We start from the raw sequence: 14,670 nt of genomic DNA on the forward strand, positions 1-14,670 counted from the left end.
CCAGAGCGCCGGCACGCATGACAGAAATCAGGTTGATTTTCATGTCAGCGCCCTCCTTCAATTGAGGTTAGCTTTGGCTTCGGTGCCGCTGTGGGCGCATCTTCCGAGTTGTCGGCGCGCAGGTTGTAGAGTTCGGACATCCGCTCTTGGATTTCCTCAATCAACGCGGCCTCGGTGGGGTCGTCGGTGGGGAGGTTCAGGAATGCGACCTGAGCCTCCGACCACTGACCTTTCCAATCACGCCACAGCCAGTTCACGCGGCTACCCAAGATTGCTGGCCGACGGTGAACTTTCCGTCAGGGCTGAGCACGTGAAACAACTGGTCAAGCGTGAGATGCGCGTAGTTTCGAGGAATCTCTTTTACGTACGAGGGCTTTCCGTCCGGCCCATCACCCATCGGGCGGATACGCGGGCCGGTTCCGTTCGGGCGTTCGATGCGCCCTTTCTTTACCACGGGGATGCTCGCTAATCTGCAGGGCACCCATTGGCCGTAAGTGTTGCGCGTCTCAGCGTAGTACATTGGCTTGTCACCGGACGACGGGTTGGGGGGTGTTACGCCGCCGTCCGATGTTGCGGTCTGCGCCGCACCTGCCTGCTCGTGAGTGGTGTTCATTGGGCTTCCCCCGCGGCCGCGGCTTCCCCCGCGGCCGCGGCTTCCCCCGCGGCCGCGGCTTCCGCCGCCGCTTTCATGGCAGCCTCTTTTTCTTCGGCAGTGGGTTGGGGGTCGTCGCCCTCAAACAGGTCGTCACCGCCGCTTTCTTCCGCGGAAACTGCCGTTGACTTGAGTTCTTCTATGATCGTCTGAACCACAGACTTTTGTTCTTGGCTCAGCGGTTTGTAGAATGCGTTCAGTGCATTCTTTCCCCCGCGTGCAGCAGCCCGTGCGTCGTCCAGCAATTTCTTGGCTTCGGGGTCCGTTCCACCTTCATCTGCCCATGCACGCATCTTTTCACCAACGGACACATCGACGCGCTTGTTGCCTGCAAACAGGCCGCGAAAATGATCGGGGCACTTGAGCAGAACAGGCTGACCGGGAAACTCCGGCGTCATCAACATGGACGCCGACATTTCGAAAATCAGATCGCGGTCCGCGGCAATGTCCCATGGCAAGTCTGCGCGACGAAGTTTGGTGTCGCGCGCATTCTTCCGGTTGTTGCCGAAACCTTCTTGCATGACGGGTTTTGCGCGCATGCAGATGATGACATGGGTCTTGGCCTGCACGATGCGCTCGACGAGGCGACGGTAGCGTGGCTTGACCGATGCCCAAGCCAATTGACCCACTCGTGCCGCCTTTTGGGCATCCCCGCCTGACAGGCGTTCAACCTCACGAGCTTGCATTTCAAGGACACCGCCAATGCCTTCCCAGGCGTGCGAGAAAGAGTCGATGACGATGGCCTTGGCGTCGGTCTTTTCGATCTGGTCGATGACCGCAATCCACCGTTCGGGCGGAAAGCCAACCATCTCGCCTTTGACCTCGGGCCCGAAGTTGTAGTGCTGCATCTCCGGGAAGTCGCGGCGGTAGTGCAGGGCGCGCTTGTTCTCGGTGTCGATGACCGCCACAGGACCGCCATCGGCCAGCCCACGCGCCATCAGCAGGGCCGAATATGTCTTGCCCGTTCCGGATCCGCCGGCCATCGCAACAGCAACGCGCAGGGAGTAGTCTTGCGTCATCTCGATGTCGGGGAAGGTCAGTGTTTGATCAAGTGCCATAATCAGTCTCCAAAAATCTCAGTTGCAGAAATCGTGTTGTCAGGTGTGGGAAACGGCGCCTGAAAGCTGGCGGTCTTGGCATAGACATCCTTGCCAGTCGCAGATCGCCGTGCGTCCTGCTCAGCCTTCCGAGCCGTGAATTTGGCGTGGTAGAACTCGGGTACTTCAAGCGTGTGGACGTTGCGCGGGTATCCCGGCCAGTGACCTTGCTCGAGGCAGAGTTTCCAAATCTGGCGTGCGCGCTCAGTTTTCATTGCCGCGAGTTCGAGGTCCAGACTGGACAACTCAATCACACACACCTCATAGGGCGCGGTCTTTTCCTGAAAGACGAACCGGAACGCGCGATCCTCACCCGTGGCAGCACGCCAGACATCGAGGTAATGCCGAGCCTGAATATCGTACCCGTAGTTCATCACCGATCGCAGGCACGCCTCAGGGCTGGCGTCTTCGCAGGTTTTGAGGTCGTACAAAGGTAAGGATGGATCGGCTGGCGCCTGGTCAACCATGGCCCGGCAAGTTGCACCATCGATTTCAGCTATGGCAACGACCTCTGCGTCGTCCGGTGAGAACGAAACATTCAAGGCGCTGAGCGTTGCATCCAGCTTTGCGGACATCGCGAGGATATCGTTTTCTTGGTCAGCCTTGAGCGGAACGAGACCTTTGGCGCGGACGTCCGCCTCCCATTCCTTGGCAGCTTTGGTTGAGGCGGCACCGTTGGACGCTAGAACGTCGTCAGGGAATACGGCCCAATTCGACCGACCCTGCAGAATGCAGGCGTGCGCGGCCTTGCCCACGTCGAACGTCTTCTTGGTCGTGGGTTCCAAATCCGGATTCATCCGGGGGTGCGCCGTCCAGACGTGAAGCGGGCTTTGCGTGACCAGCTTTCGGGCCAGTGTCGAGGACAGGGATGGTTCAGCGCGGAGGTGATCAGCGTGATACCGATCCTCGGCGATGAAGTGATGGAAACCCGGCTCGAGAACGGTGCGGACAAGCGTCACCGCGCCGGTTGGCGTCTGGTGGCTCATGCCCTCGGTCAGAACGGTCTTGACCGCCCCATTGTCCGCCATAGCCGGAAAAATGACCGTGCCATCGCGCAACCAGACTTCGAGGACGCATTCCCCCGCTTTGATGTCCTCGTGCCGTTGCAGGACAGTCCCGGATGTGATCGCCTCGCAGAGTTCCGTGAGTGTGGCGTGCGCGTCGCGATCCGGGAAGCGTTCGGACAGACGTTCTAGGGCGTGGTCGGTCATAGCTTGACCTCCACATGTGGAATTCGGCCATCCAGCATCGCCTTTGCCACATCCTCACGTGGGATCGGCATTAGAGCAGCGGTAATTTCCGATAGAATGCGGTCGCGATGTTCGGTGTCACGCCGCCGTTTTTCCGCAGCTTCGCGCTGGACGCGTTCTTGCGCCGCAATTCGGTCGCGTTCTGCTTGGGCTGCAGCTTCGGCACGGGCGTTGGCCTCGTCCAATTCGCGCTGGTGGCGTTCTTCCGCCTCCTTAGCATCTCGCCGAGCCTGATCCTCGGCCTCCTGTTTAGCCTTCTCCGCAGCTTCAACTCGTTCGCGTTCAATTCGCTCAGTCCGTTCGCGCTCGGCCTTTTCCTGCGCCAATCGCTCTCGTTCCAAGCGCTCTTTTTCAGAACGCTCCCACTCAATTCGCTCGGCCTCAGCTTTCGCTTCTTGCTCTTTCGCAATGCGCGCAGCTTCGGCTGCACGAAGGCGTTCCAGTTCGGCGGCCTGTTGCTCGCGCTCAGTAGCACTGGTCAACGAAAAGCGCAGGGAAGAAAGGCAGTTTTCCTTGTTGGTCGCAGCCTCATCCTGAAATTCATCCCAGCTATCGTCGATTGGAATTGCGTCCAGCGTTGCAATCACATCCGCTAGATCGGACGACGAAGCATCCCGATACCCGTCCTTCCATGCGAAGGCTGACAGTCGCGCCTTGAGGGTGGCGATACGTGCCTGCTCTGCGGCCTCCCATTCATCAAGGGGCTTGCGAACAGTCGCTTTCAGCGCATCGAGACGTTCCCTGACGACACGACGTTCCGCATCAACGGCATTGATGGCTGCGCGCTTCTTGTCGTTCAGCTCTTTGCCCGCCTTATCCAAGGCAGTTTTTGATCGTGCGATCTTGTGCGCGAGGCTGGCGATATTCTTTCGACCCTTTGCGGTCGTTACATCCGAAACCTGTGACTCAACCTCTTTTTCGATTTCAGAGATGATCCGTTCGATTTCACCGGGCTTGCCATAGAACTCCGGCAGCTTCGGGCCTTCGATTGTCGCGAGTTGGTTCATCGTAGATACCTCTCAGCACGTCCCGCAGTAACGCGGGGCAGGGATGGGTTGATGTGGGTGAAACGTCGCCGCGCTCAGCACAGCGGCCAGACCGCCTGCCAGCGCAAAGGCGAGGGCTATGACGGCGATCCTCATGTCAGCACTGCGAAGGCGATAAGGAACGCTATTCCGAGAGCCGAAGCGTAGAAGCAGACTACAAAACCCCTAGCTGTCCCATTGCTTTTTTTCCGTGCCAGAATGTGCTTTCCGGGATGGCTGCAATTGTATTTCTGACACGGGTTCCACGATCCGCATTTAGGGCAGTCGGTCATACCGACACCTCGTGATCCGTCAGGTACGCCTCGCATTGCGAAACGGCATACTCACCAAAGGCGCTGACCAGCATTTCCCGATCCAGAAGGTAGGGGCCGAACTTGCCGCCGATTAGGCGGGCATAGGCAAATTCGCGGCCATCAAGTGTCTCGTCATGTGCCGTCTCAAACGTGACCACGGATACATGCGCGTCGTCTGTCTCAAGGTCGTACTCCGCAACGTGGCCAGGGTGTGTGGGCCATGGCGTCACGACTGTGTTGTGGATGGCGTCGAGCATGAATCGTCTCCTTGTTACTGTCGCGATCCGCTGCCTGTTGGGACGGTGCCCGGGCTGGCCTGTGCATCTTCGGCGACAACTCAATGGTAGATTTTAAAAAATCCAAAGTCAAGAAATGGATTTTGAAAAATTCGATTTTAGCAATTCGCGCCTGATGTATGTTGCTTTAGTGGGAACGAAGCATTGGAAGGATGCGTTGTGGGGCCGATGGAGCGTGAGCGACTCGCCGTCGACTGTTTGACGGCGTTGGAGGAGCAGGGCTTGGAGCTTTTGATGATCTATGAGCCCGACCAGGCGTTCGAGCTTCTCGAGAGCACCAATCGCGACTATTCGACGTTGCCGCTAGACCCGCGGCGAGTCGCGTTCACGAGAACGAATGCTTTTTGGATGTTTGCGATGAAAAAGGGCGAAGTTTACGCAGGCACAGGTGTTCGGTTTGACGACTTGGGAGATGAGACGTTTGACTCTTACTACCGCCGTACTTCGCAACCAACCTATGGAGTGCCGATGGCACCAACCGGCAGAACGGCACAAACAGCAACACCGATTGCAGGAAAGACAGCGTATTGGGGTGATTTGATATCGCCGAAGAACGGCTCGAAGAACCTCAACTCAAACCACATTATGCGCCTTTTTTGCTACTACGGGCAGCATCGGGTGTTCAGTGATTTTCGTGCTGATTACAGCTATTGTTTTATGCGTGATAAGCAGTTCATTCGCGGCGCGCCACAGACGTTCGGATTCCTGTCCAGCCGCCCTTTCATCTGGGAATGGGACAATTGCCCATTTCCTGGTGGGTGCCCGGAATGGGTTCCATTCCTCGCGCGCACGGACTTCCAAGCATTGAGCTACAGCATAAAGAGGCTATTGGTCGACGACAGTACACCAGACAACTAGACCCTTGGAGTTGTCCGCCATTGTTGTCTTGAATGCGGCGCGCAGAAAGTCAAACTTCGCGCGCTTTCCTCTTTCTGGCATGGGGTGGTTCAAAAAGACCGCCTCAACTCCAAAACCATTCTCCCATGCTGTACGCTGCCCATCATAGATCGCCCGCCGAGTTTCTGCATCAAACTTGAAGAACTGGTCTTGCAGGTATCCCACATCAGTAGTGTTGGCAGCTCTGGACGCTAAAGCAAGGCGTCCAGACACCTTGAGGAAAATTCGCTCGTCTTTTGGTTCGTCGTAAATTTGACAGTAGTGCAAGTAGTCTGAAAAACCGCTAATGTGGCCTGCGGACCTAACGTAGCACTGTACAAGCTTTTCAACTGTTGGCTCACCGATCCGTTCTGCTGTTGGCGCGGATGAGGAAGGTGTTGAGTAGCCCAGTAAATCGTTTGGCGTGCATCCCAAGTTTCTGCACATCCTGTCGATAGTGAATATGCCAGGTCCGACGCTGGATTTGTCGAACTCCCCATCCGCAATCTTTTGAGCGCGAGCTGCTGACGACTGTGATGCTAAGCTAAGGCTTCTAAATGATTCATACTGCGACAACTCAAAGTAGCGGAGAAAATTGTTCCTAAAGACTAACGGGAGGTTATCCATAAATGCAAAATCCAATCCTAGTGCAACTAATAAGATACACACTGGCTTGACCTGCGCGCAAGTGATGCGTCACGTTTTCTCGCATTACGAGTGAAGGCGATGTTTGGGGAACGCAAATTGGTTACTGTTAGGGAATTGACGCGACTGATTGAGGCAATCAGTCCTGATCAGCGGCGGGCTGTTGGGCGCGAAGCAAAGAAATTACCGCATCGGTCTGCTCTGGCTTTTCAGCCACATGCTGAAGAATCTCATCAGCGCCTTCAGGCACATCAAACCCGTACAGAAGCCAAATCAGGCTAACTCCAAGCACGTCACACACGCTTACCAGCTTTGACACCTGAGGGTCGCGGGATCCATTGATGACGCCTGATACATAGCTCACGCTGTTTCCAGAGCGGCGGGAAATCTCGTTTTGAGACATGTCGTTAGCGTCCACAGCCTCTTTCAGGCGGATGCGCATCTTTGCTTCGTCAAACTTGGCAGTCATGCGCCGCAACCTATAGATTTTTGAAAATACATGCACGGATTTTAAAAAATTCATTGCGGGCGGATTATTTAAAATCTACTACTGCGAGTATGCAGTACATCGAGCAACATAAAAAACACTGCCTTGAGCTACTGGAACGTGCACGCGAACACATGGCGGCAGCAAAGGTCAGTCCAACCTACATGTGTCGAAAAGCGGGTGTTCAAATTCACGCGCTTGGGGTTCTTGAGAAGGGAACGGCCACGCCGGAGACTATGCAAAGGCTTTCTGACTACCTCGCTGATCAGGAGGCGACGTTGGACGCAGGTGCCACATGACCCGCAACGACCTGTCCAAAGCCGTACAGCAGGCCTGCGCTGAGATTATCGCGAAGCCTCAACCGGGATTGGTGCCGTCATCGGATGGTGCGGGTTTTAGCCGGGAAGGAGGGTCGGCGGGATCGAACGGATCGTCTCCTTCTTCGAGCTGCTGGCCCAAAACGAGCAGTTCGTCTCTGATTTCTGAAGCGGGGAATCTGTCAGCGGTTAGCCGTAGCCGCGCTGCTAGACCAGATTTGTTGAACACCTGTGCGTCTATCAATCCGCGCAGTACGATCATTAAGATCATACGGTTTGCGAACGCCGTGGTTTCGATCTGGTCAAGGCGGTCGAGCAAATGATCAATCGCGGCTTGCCCTTTGAGTTCACTCACCTCGTCACCTCATCAAACCGGGCAAAGGCTGTTGAACGCGATGCTTCCCGGTCTTGCCACTCCATAGAGAACGAACTGACCACCGTTCATCCGACCCGCGAAGGGGCTGAAACCAACAAACCCGCCAAACGAGTTTTTCGCGTTCACTTCACCGCAGACTGTATTGCTGATGGTGCCGTCGGCGTGTCGATTTTCGAACCATCTGAGCTTACGAAACTGCGCGGAGTTCGGATCTTTGAAGTTGTGTGTGACCGAGTTCTGAACGGTTTGAATCTGGGCATCGGTCATCGGCAAACGCGTGCGGCTTTCAATAGGGCCTGCGCATGCGGCAAGCAGCGACAGGGCCACGCAAATAGCGCCAACAGTCGTGTATCGGTTCATCAGAAATCCTTTTTTGGTTTTGTCAAATCGGCTTTAGGTTTACCAACCACAGCTTTCTCTGAGGGGTGTAATCACCTCATCGATGCCGCTGATGTCGAAGGCGAATTCTTGTGCGTTCTGGCTAAACGGCGTGAAGCGCACCAGCATTCTTTCCTTGCCAAGCATTCGCTTGATGAACGGGATGGCCTGCGCTCCGCGCCAATGACCCAACGCCGAGCTGCTGGTGCTTGCGGTCATTTCGGTATGGGCCGCAGGATCTTTGTCAAGCCTGTAGTCTACGCGTCCGTATCCAGAGATGCCGCTTGTCATTTGACAGTTGGTCACGACGTAGATGGACGTCGTGTCTTCCTGGCACCTCAAAAACAGTCTCGGAATAGAGCTACCACCGCCAAACGAACGGCAGGTGGTCGCCGCATCTGCCGACGTGCTGATGAATACATCAGTGGTGTCTGCAAGTGCGGAAGTGGACGTTTCAACAGACCAATGCCTTGGAATTTCTGGCCGGTCTTCGGATGTGTCGATGGCGGTTTCGGCAACATACCCAGCTGCCGCATCGTAGCAGGCAAGCCGTTCGCTATCGGTGTGGATGTTTGTGCACTCCTCCGCCCAAACCGGCCCCGAGAACAGCGCAAACGCGCCAAAACCAATCAATCGCTTCATCAAAAATTACCCTTCTACCAAACCGGGCGCAACTTTGACGCGATTCAGCATCGGGGGCAAGGATGATGAAGCGATGCATCTCACCCATTGAAAGAGGGCCGTCACCCTCGGTCTCAGCGGTGCGCTACCGTACTTTTTGCTTACGTCCAAGGATCAAGACGGCAAACAGGGCGAATACGCCAAAGATCAACCCAAGGACGAACCATACCATTTCATCGCGGCCACGCTTTGTTGCGGCTGAGGCGGTTGCAACTGCGCAAACCCCCCAAATGAAAAGCGCAATCCAAAGCCAATCCATTCAACAAACCCTCCACCATAGCGGGAATTACTGTGACGCTAAGCAGCATCAAAGGCAAGCCGCATGACCGCTGTTTTCCTTGTCTGTTTGTCCTTCAACTGGATGGGGTCGTGCACGCTTATCGCGCGGACCGAGGTCAGGTTGAGAGACGCGCCGTCTCACTGCCTGCTCGTCGTTGATCCATCTATGCGCAACCGCATCGTCAGCTGTTCGATCGAAGGCGAGAAATCCAAGCCAATACCCGAGACAGAAGAGGGTGAGCCGACATGACCACCACATGTCCCGACCACATCAAACTGCCGGCTGTCTGTAGGGTTCGAACCTTCCCACGTTCACACGATGAGCAAATCCTCGCGGCGCTGGATCAAAGGACTGATGGTCGCCGCTGGCCCGAGATTGCGACCAACGTCGGAATGACAACCAGTGCCTGCACCAACGCCTGCAACAAGGTCGTACGCGAAGACGTGGAGTTCAGCGGTGAGTCACGAGCCTCTGTCATGGCGGGGTATTGGTGATGGCACGTCGGTTTGTAAATCCGGATGTGGTTCGCCAGATGGCCAGCGACGGCTTGAACGCAGTCGAAATTGCGGAACTCACTGGCTTTCACCAGACAACCATTCTCCGTGCTGCCATGCGTGAGAACATTCGCCTGCCGGTCGCGATCGGGCGGGGGCGCAAAAAGTCATTCGAGGACGACGTGTTTATAGACGCCCAAAAGGCTGGCTGCACTCTCAGGGAAGCTGCCGATCGCATTGGGTGTTCTTCGGAACTCGTGCGGACCAGAGCGAAGGCTCTTGGGATATGCTTCAGGGTTGATCCGAATTTCACGCGCGCGCGCCGCAGAAAACCAAGGCGTTCGAAGGCACGGAAGCCTGCGCCGACAACACACAACTTACCCAAAGTGAAAACCATGGCCGACTACGCGGCTGAGGAAGTCGCGGCAATGCGCAGAGCGAGGATGATTTGATGCTTGATCATTCGGAAGCCACACTCACACCAGAAATGGAGCAACAGTTCCGCTTGGCCGTCGAACTCGTTTGGGCAGAAAACAAGTGCTCGACTAGCTTCATTCAATGCAAACTCGCCATCGGATACAACGCGGCAGCGCGCATCGTTGAACGCATGGAAGTCTTGGGAATCGTATCCAAGGCAAATCACGTTGGGAAACGAGAAGTCCGAAGCCGCGAAGATTTACGATCTGCACTACGTATCCGCCAAGAAATCACCGACATAGCCGGTGAGGAAGCAGCACCTATTTTGCTGAATGCGATTGTTGAGGGTTTGCGCTCTCTTCCGGCGCTCGAACTTGGGGCCGACGAAGCCCGATCCAAAATGGAAGAGAATGCGCGCAAGGGTCGGGCACCTATGAAGGAAGATCCCGACTTTCGCGATCACAACAACCAATCGTACCGCGTCACCGCCGACGAACTTCGCAGCTTTGTCGAACGTTTCGAACGGCTCGAGGCCGAGAAAAAGGACATAGCGGACAGTCAAAAGGAGGTCATGGCAGAGGCTAAGGCGCGTGGATACTGCGTGAAAACGCTGAAAAAGGTCATTTCCGAGCGCAAAAAAGATGCTGACCAACGAGCCGAGGAAGGCGCAGTTTTCGAAATGTATGCGGAGGCAGTAGGTCTATGATCACCTCCGCGCGGAAAATGAATTGGCGCCCCTTGCCCGACTTTTCCCGGTTTGAGGTTTCTGAATCCGGTGATGTTCGCTGCATAAAGAACAAGCGCCGACTGAAAGGATACATCAACACCGATGGTTACCCGTCGTACGTACTTAGGGATGATACGGGTCGCGCACGCCACGTAGCGGCGCACCAATTGGTCGCAGAGTCGTTTCTCGGGCCAGCTGCTGGCTCAAAGATGGAGGTGGCACACAATGATGGTTCCCGCTTAAACGCACACTATTCCAATCTGCGTTGGGCTACTCGGCAGGACAACAGCGATGACCGCTGTACCCACGGCACTACGGTCAGAGGCGTAAATAATCCAAAGGCAAAGGTCACTGAGGATGATGTCCGCGAAATCAGGCGGGAGTATCGCGCGATCAAGTTGCCGGGCAGCGGTCGTCGTGTTGTTGAGATTGAGGAAAAGTACGGTCTTCACCGAGCGACAGTAGTTAGCATTGCGATGGGCCGCAGTTGGGGGCACGTCACATGACCCCAGACCCGCACATCTTCGACAAGATCGACTCATGCACCTCGTTGGAAGAACTCGGCGGCATGGTCGACGGATTCCGCCTTCGTGGTGAGGAGCCAACGTCCGAGGTTGCCGAGGCGATTGCCCGACGCCGTGTGGAACTGCAGCGGCGAGCGCGAACATGAACCGAAATCAGGCCCTTGCAGCCGTTCAAGACGCCAAGCGTCGTCGTGACACCCGGGCCCAGCATGAGGCGACAGCCAAGGCACGAGAGGCAACCCTCAACGTGCTCATGCGCGGTCGCCGCCGCTGGTGGCATCGAATTTGGAGGTGGTGATGACCAAGCGTGACTTTGCAGCCATTCCCGAAGCCCGTGACCACATTGGTGACGCACTCGCGGCCTCTGACCGCGCGCAAGAGACCCTGACAGCTGCGGGGCTCAACGATCTGGCCCACCATCTAAAAGTGACCGTTGCCGGGCTCAGGCACTTTGCAGGGCCTGAGGGTGTCATGGCGTATGTGGAGAGGGGGGACGAGGAGTGACAGAACGCATCCGCGCCGCCGATCTCAAACGAGTGCTGGCCAAGCCCAAGAACAAGTACGGCGCTGAGAAGACGACCGTGCACGGAATCAAGTTCGATTCCAAGCGCGAGGCTAAGCGATACGCGGAACTCTTGGCACTACAGAAGGCCGGTGTGATCGCCGAATTGCGCCTACAGGTGCCTTTGATGCTTGAGGGTCGGAGCGGGCCACTCAGGACGCGGACAGGTCGCCAAATGCGGATCACCGTCGATTTCCAGTACGTCGAACTATGTACCGGGCTCACCATTTGGGAGGATGCGAAAGGGAGTCCCACGCGGGACTACGAGGTTCGGCGGGCTGTGGCAGCTGCTCAAGGCGTGGAGGTTCGCGAAGTATGAGCGACCTTCAATGCGGTTTCTCGCCCTCAAAGGCACGGGGAAAGCGTCCGGTCCCCATGTGGGCTGACAGGTTCCTGCGGGACACGATGGAACTGAGCGCCGAGGAAATCGGAGCCTATCACCTGGTTCTCTACGCGATGTGGAAGCGGCCTGATTGCAGTCTGCCAGCCGATAGCAAGAAGTTGGCACGCATTGCCCGTGTGAGCGTCCGCAAGTGGAACAGCCAGATTGGACCATCGATCCTTCCACTCATGGATGAGTTGGACGGTGTCCTCACGAGTAAAAAACTGACTGAAGAAGCGCGTCAGACTGAGCAGTGGTGCACCGCTCAACACGTCCGAAAATGCGAGGCGTGCAAATTAAGTCGAGATAAATCGAACTTTTCTGACGCGCCTTCTTTCGGCAGAAAAGATATCGAAAATCCCGGCAAGTCATTGAAAACAAATGACCCACGATTAACCGGGGATACCACCCGGGATGAACCGGGGAACCTACCGGGGATAAACCATCCCAAAGACCCAACATATATGATTGGTGATGACGCGGGTACGCGCGAGACTGACGATCTGCCTTTTCCTGATGATGGAAACCAATCGGTTCCGAATGACGTGAATCTGAGGGGCAGGCTGCTTGTCGTCTGCAAGGTCGATCCGCAGTCTGGCCTAACCGGGCATGGTGGGCAGATGCTCGGCACGGCTTCCGACATGCTGGTGGTCTCTCGGTGGAAATCTGATCTGCAGATGACCGACGACGAAATCGTCACCGTCGCAGCCGAGGTCATAGCCCGAAAGCCAGACGGACCACCAAATGGTTTCAGCTACTTTTCGAAGGCCATGGCCCGATACGCCGGTCAGCGTGACCAGCAAGCACTTTCCCCGATCACCCCAACCGCAACGACAGGAGGCAGCCATGCCAGCACCTCACGAAACGGACCAGGCAATTCGATCGCAAGCGTCGCAGCTCGGCGTGTCGCTGAATTGGCACAAGGGCCGGATGTACGCGACCCGGTCAACCAACCAGTGCCCAGCCTTGGAGGCGATCATTCGCAGCGAGATGGTCCCGGCGACGGAGACGGAAATCTACGCTTGGTTGGGCGAACTGGATACGATGACGATCAAGCGCAAGGCCACTGAGTTCGACGCCCTGTTGACGCTCGAGGCGTACACGAAGCGGCTGCTCGATTTTCCGAAAGACTGCGTGCATCACGCGCTCTTGGTGAAGACTTGGAAGTTCTGGCCTGCATGGTCTGAACTGGCCGATGTGATCGCACCTCTGGTGGCGTTTCGGAATGATGCCTTGCACGCGGTCCAGAACCCGGGGCCGCCTCAGATCGAGGCGCCTGATCGAAGGCCCTGCGGCAAAGACAGGGCGTCGGAAATCATGCAGGAAGCAGGCTTCACGGCCAAGCGCATCGCCGACATCCAGGCAGCACCGCCAACGGTAGCACCGTCTGACATCGATGCGGGGGCAGGGCACACGGCCAGCCAGCGTGTTCCGTACTCGGCCCGCCGACACCCCGACGACATCCGCATCAGCCGCCTGCGCAACCCGATCATGCGGGAATCGATGGGGCTGACAGAAGCGCAGGCGCAAGCCGAGATTGACGCAATTCTGAATGGCAAATCACAGGAGGATGCAGCGTGAACAGATTGAGTATCCCAACTGCGGCCCGCGAAGTAATCAACGAGACGGCGGCGCTGGCCCGCGTGTCCGTGGAAGACCTTTTGTCCCACAAACGCGATCGGCGCCTTGCTTGGCCAAGACAGGAGGCAATGACCGCGCTTCATCGAAGTGGACGGTTTTCTTTCCCACAAATCGGAGTCTTCTTCGACCGCGATCACTCGACAGTCCAGCACGCAAAAAGCCGGGTTCTTGAGCGCGAGGCTGAGGACGAGCAAGTCGCAGAACGCGTCTACCACCTGACGGTCATAGCAGAGCAGAAGTGCCGCAAGCCCAAGTTCTTTCGGCATGGGGCCGTTGGGTTCAAGAGCATGAGGGGGCACGGGTGATGGCAGAAGGCGGGTACTTTCGGGTCATCTTAACTGCTTTCGCGATCGACGACTCTGCGACAGCTGAAGAATTTTCGGGCAAGTTGGCCGATGCGTTCTCACAGATGCCAGAGGCGGAAGATTTGGCCTGCACAGTAAAGTGGGAATTTGTCTCTGATGAAGGTGAGGCTCCATGACCCTCGTCAGCCCCATCTACGCCCGCGGCCCAGCAACCAACCCAACCAGCGATCGAGACCGCAACCACGCCGCTCGCCGGGAGTTATTCCACGAACTGGGCGTGGTGGTGATCGATCCGGACGATGTGACTGACGACTGGACGCGGCAGGCAATCATTTCAGAGGCAATCAGGCAGTATGGGAGGCCGGAGGGTGGCAGCAGTTCTTGAGCAGGACATCATAGCGTTGGATTGGGTACGGGCCCGCAAGACAGGCGAAGATCTGGCACGGCAACAGATCAGGCGCGGAGACCCGCTAGACGACCGGGCAATCATGTGGGCGCTACTGTGTGATGCAGTGTCAGTGGCCTCTGTCGCATACCGGGGCCCGCCGTTCCAGAACTGGCCAGGTAAGTCTGCCATGCCGGAGGGCATCGACGAGGTGACCGTCTGGCACAAGGTGGCGGCGTATCTGCGTGGTGAGCTTGAGGAAATGCCGGAAGTGGAATCCCGGCAGCCAATGCCTGACGCATGGTCAGTGACGCGCTCGGAGGCGGTTCTGGCGCTGTATCACCGTCATGCACTGGTCGACAAAGGGGATTGGGCGGATATCCGAAAAGCCGTGTTCCTGCGGGCGTCGGGGTTGTCGGACAAGCGCGTGCGTCTGGTGACTGGGTTTTCGCGAGATCGGATCAAGTACAGCAAGCGACAGGCAGTTGATGATATGATCGCTATGGTACGTTGTCGTTGGTGAAATCAGATTTGTTTGCTATCAAAACACTGTTTGATT

General features: G+C 56.7%; 27 protein-coding genes and 1 pseudogene. 17 read left to right on the forward strand and 11 right to left on the reverse strand.

Translation table 11 applies throughout. The annotated features are described in order from the left end of the window. Window positions 1–44: 44 nt before the first annotated feature. The 6 genes from IE087_RS17460 to IE087_RS17485 all read right to left on the reverse strand — a co-directional run bounded on the left by IE087_RS17460 (window position 45) and on the right by IE087_RS17485 (window position 4,595). A complete protein-coding gene (locus tag IE087_RS17460) occupies window positions 45–257 on the reverse strand; it encodes a hypothetical protein (protein ID WP_189370654.1) in 213 nt (70 codons plus the stop codon). After that, a complete protein-coding gene (locus tag IE087_RS17465; RefSeq protein ID WP_189370655.1) occupies window positions 254–613 on the reverse strand; it encodes a hypothetical protein in 360 nt (119 codons plus the stop codon). The genes IE087_RS17460 and IE087_RS17465 overlap by 4 nt, the downstream gene beginning before the upstream one ends. Continuing rightward, entirely contained in the window at window positions 610–1,710 is a 1,101-nt protein-coding gene (locus tag IE087_RS17470) for an AAA family ATPase (protein ID WP_229801442.1), read from the reverse strand. The genes IE087_RS17465 and IE087_RS17470 overlap by 4 nt, the downstream gene beginning before the upstream one ends. Window positions 1,711–1,712: 2 nt before the next feature. Beyond that, the gene (locus tag IE087_RS17475; protein ID WP_189370656.1) at window positions 1,713–2,960 is read right to left on the reverse strand and encodes a PD-(D/E)XK nuclease-like domain-containing protein; all 1,248 of its coding nucleotides are present in this window, start codon (window positions 2,958–2,960) and stop codon (window positions 1,713–1,715) included. Continuing rightward, entirely contained in the window at window positions 2,957–4,006 is a 1,050-nt protein-coding gene (locus tag IE087_RS17480; protein ID WP_189370657.1) for a coiled-coil domain-containing protein, read from the reverse strand. The genes IE087_RS17475 and IE087_RS17480 overlap by 4 nt, the downstream gene beginning before the upstream one ends. Window positions 4,007–4,313: 307 nt before the next feature. Next, window positions 4,314–4,595, reverse strand: coding sequence for a hypothetical protein (locus IE087_RS17485; RefSeq protein WP_189370658.1), 282 nt, complete (start codon window positions 4,593–4,595; stop codon window positions 4,314–4,316). A gap of 207 nt (window positions 4,596–4,802) precedes the next feature. Here IE087_RS17485 and IE087_RS17490 point away from each other — a divergent pair, with 207 nt between their 5' ends. Beyond that, window positions 4,803–5,492 carry a hypothetical protein gene (locus tag IE087_RS17490; protein WP_189370659.1) on the forward strand — a complete coding sequence of 230 codons (690 nt, stop codon included), beginning with the start codon at window positions 4,803–4,805 and terminating at the stop codon, window positions 5,490–5,492. Here IE087_RS17490 and IE087_RS17495 read toward each other — a convergent pair. Both IE087_RS17495 and IE087_RS17500 read right to left on the reverse strand, forming a co-directional pair. Continuing rightward, complete coding sequence (locus IE087_RS17495) at window positions 5,460–6,152, reverse strand: hypothetical protein (protein WP_189370660.1); 693 nt, start codon at window positions 6,150–6,152, stop codon at window positions 5,460–5,462. The two genes, IE087_RS17490 and IE087_RS17495, sit on opposite strands and share 33 nt — an antisense overlap. A gap of 142 nt (window positions 6,153–6,294) precedes the next feature. Then, window positions 6,295–6,624, reverse strand: a complete 330-nt coding sequence (locus tag IE087_RS17500; protein WP_189370661.1) for a helix-turn-helix domain-containing protein — start codon at window positions 6,622–6,624, stop codon at window positions 6,295–6,297. 89 nt (window positions 6,625–6,713) lie between these two features. Between IE087_RS17500 and IE087_RS17505 the strand changes: the two genes are divergently transcribed. Next, on the forward strand, window positions 6,714–6,941 hold the full coding sequence (locus tag IE087_RS17505) for a hypothetical protein (RefSeq protein ID WP_189370662.1): 228 nt from the start codon (window positions 6,714–6,716) through the stop codon (window positions 6,939–6,941). Window positions 6,942–6,999: 58 nt separating this feature from the next. Here IE087_RS17505 and IE087_RS17510 read toward each other — a convergent pair whose 3' ends face one another. The 3 genes from IE087_RS17510 to IE087_RS17520 form a co-directional block, all read right to left on the reverse strand. After that, on the reverse strand, window positions 7,000–7,314 hold the full coding sequence (locus tag IE087_RS17510) for a hypothetical protein (protein ID WP_189370663.1): 315 nt from the start codon (window positions 7,312–7,314) through the stop codon (window positions 7,000–7,002). A 12-nt stretch (window positions 7,315–7,326) separates the two neighbouring features. Continuing rightward, complete coding sequence (locus IE087_RS17515) at window positions 7,327–7,602, reverse strand: hypothetical protein (protein ID WP_189370664.1); 276 nt, start codon at window positions 7,600–7,602, stop codon at window positions 7,327–7,329. A 132-nt stretch (window positions 7,603–7,734) separates the two neighbouring features. Then, window positions 7,735–8,355: a type VI secretion system-associated protein TagO gene (locus tag IE087_RS17520; RefSeq protein ID WP_189370665.1), complete on the reverse strand. Its 621-nt coding sequence runs from the start codon at window positions 8,353–8,355 to the stop codon at window positions 7,735–7,737. Window positions 8,356–8,716: 361 nt separating this feature from the next. Here IE087_RS17520 and IE087_RS17525 point away from each other — a divergent pair, with 361 nt between their 5' ends. The 15 genes and pseudogenes from IE087_RS17525 (at window position 8,717) to IE087_RS17590 (ending at window position 14,634) form a co-directional block, all read left to right on the forward strand. Further along, window positions 8,717–8,923 (forward strand): hypothetical protein, encoded by a 207-nt coding sequence (locus IE087_RS17525; RefSeq protein WP_189370666.1) that lies wholly within the window; start codon window positions 8,717–8,719, stop codon window positions 8,921–8,923. Then, entirely contained in the window at window positions 8,920–9,168 is a 249-nt protein-coding gene (locus IE087_RS17530; RefSeq protein ID WP_189370667.1) for an Lrp/AsnC family transcriptional regulator, read from the forward strand. Before IE087_RS17525 ends, IE087_RS17530 begins: the two co-directional genes overlap by 4 nt. Before the next feature lie 38 nt (window positions 9,169–9,206). Then, window positions 9,207–9,620, forward strand: a complete 414-nt coding sequence (locus IE087_RS17535) for a hypothetical protein (protein ID WP_189370668.1) — start codon at window positions 9,207–9,209, stop codon at window positions 9,618–9,620. A gap of 35 nt (window positions 9,621–9,655) precedes the next feature. After that, window positions 9,656–9,817 (forward strand): annotated as a pseudogene (locus tag IE087_RS23590) (DNA translocase FtsK); the annotation flags it as partial. Between the two features lie 201 nt (window positions 9,818–10,018). Beyond that, window positions 10,019–10,291 carry a DUF2312 domain-containing protein gene (locus IE087_RS23595; protein WP_229801453.1) on the forward strand — a complete coding sequence of 91 codons (273 nt, stop codon included), beginning with the start codon at window positions 10,019–10,021 and terminating at the stop codon, window positions 10,289–10,291. A gap of 17 nt (window positions 10,292–10,308) precedes the next feature. After that, window positions 10,309–10,818, forward strand: coding sequence for an HNH endonuclease (locus IE087_RS17545; protein ID WP_229801454.1), 510 nt, complete (start codon window positions 10,309–10,311; stop codon window positions 10,816–10,818). Beyond that, window positions 10,815–10,982, forward strand: coding sequence for a hypothetical protein (locus IE087_RS17550; protein ID WP_189370671.1), 168 nt, complete (start codon window positions 10,815–10,817; stop codon window positions 10,980–10,982). The genes IE087_RS17545 and IE087_RS17550 overlap by 4 nt, the downstream gene beginning before the upstream one ends. Before the next feature lie 151 nt (window positions 10,983–11,133). Then, entirely contained in the window at window positions 11,134–11,340 is a 207-nt protein-coding gene (locus IE087_RS17555) for a hypothetical protein (RefSeq protein WP_189370672.1), read from the forward strand. Continuing rightward, window positions 11,337–11,717 (forward strand): DUF1064 domain-containing protein, encoded by a 381-nt coding sequence (locus IE087_RS17560; protein WP_189370673.1) that lies wholly within the window; start codon window positions 11,337–11,339, stop codon window positions 11,715–11,717. Before IE087_RS17555 ends, IE087_RS17560 begins: the two co-directional genes overlap by 4 nt. Continuing rightward, window positions 11,714–12,850: a DUF1376 domain-containing protein gene (locus tag IE087_RS17565; protein WP_189370674.1), complete on the forward strand. Its 1,137-nt coding sequence runs from the start codon at window positions 11,714–11,716 to the stop codon at window positions 12,848–12,850. Before IE087_RS17560 ends, IE087_RS17565 begins: the two co-directional genes overlap by 4 nt. Continuing rightward, window positions 12,825–13,361, forward strand: a complete 537-nt coding sequence (locus IE087_RS17570; RefSeq protein ID WP_189370675.1) for a hypothetical protein — start codon at window positions 12,825–12,827, stop codon at window positions 13,359–13,361. Before IE087_RS17565 ends, IE087_RS17570 begins: the two co-directional genes overlap by 26 nt. After that, entirely contained in the window at window positions 13,358–13,726 is a 369-nt protein-coding gene (locus IE087_RS17575; RefSeq protein WP_189370676.1) for a helix-turn-helix domain-containing protein, read from the forward strand. Before IE087_RS17570 ends, IE087_RS17575 begins: the two co-directional genes overlap by 4 nt. Beyond that, on the forward strand, window positions 13,726–13,902 hold the full coding sequence (locus IE087_RS17580; RefSeq protein WP_189370677.1) for a hypothetical protein: 177 nt from the start codon (window positions 13,726–13,728) through the stop codon (window positions 13,900–13,902). Before IE087_RS17575 ends, IE087_RS17580 begins: the two co-directional genes overlap by 1 nt. Beyond that, the gene (locus IE087_RS17585; protein ID WP_189370678.1) at window positions 13,899–14,111 is read left to right on the forward strand and encodes a hypothetical protein; all 213 of its coding nucleotides are present in this window, start codon (window positions 13,899–13,901) and stop codon (window positions 14,109–14,111) included. Before IE087_RS17580 ends, IE087_RS17585 begins: the two co-directional genes overlap by 4 nt. After that, window positions 14,095–14,634 carry a hypothetical protein gene (locus IE087_RS17590; protein ID WP_189370679.1) on the forward strand — a complete coding sequence of 180 codons (540 nt, stop codon included), beginning with the start codon at window positions 14,095–14,097 and terminating at the stop codon, window positions 14,632–14,634. Before IE087_RS17585 ends, IE087_RS17590 begins: the two co-directional genes overlap by 17 nt. Window positions 14,635–14,670 lie beyond the last annotated feature (36 nt).

The organism is Tateyamaria omphalii, assembly GCF_014651375.1.
In the GTDB taxonomy this organism is placed as follows: domain Bacteria; phylum Pseudomonadota; class Alphaproteobacteria; order Rhodobacterales; family Rhodobacteraceae; genus Tateyamaria; species Tateyamaria omphalii.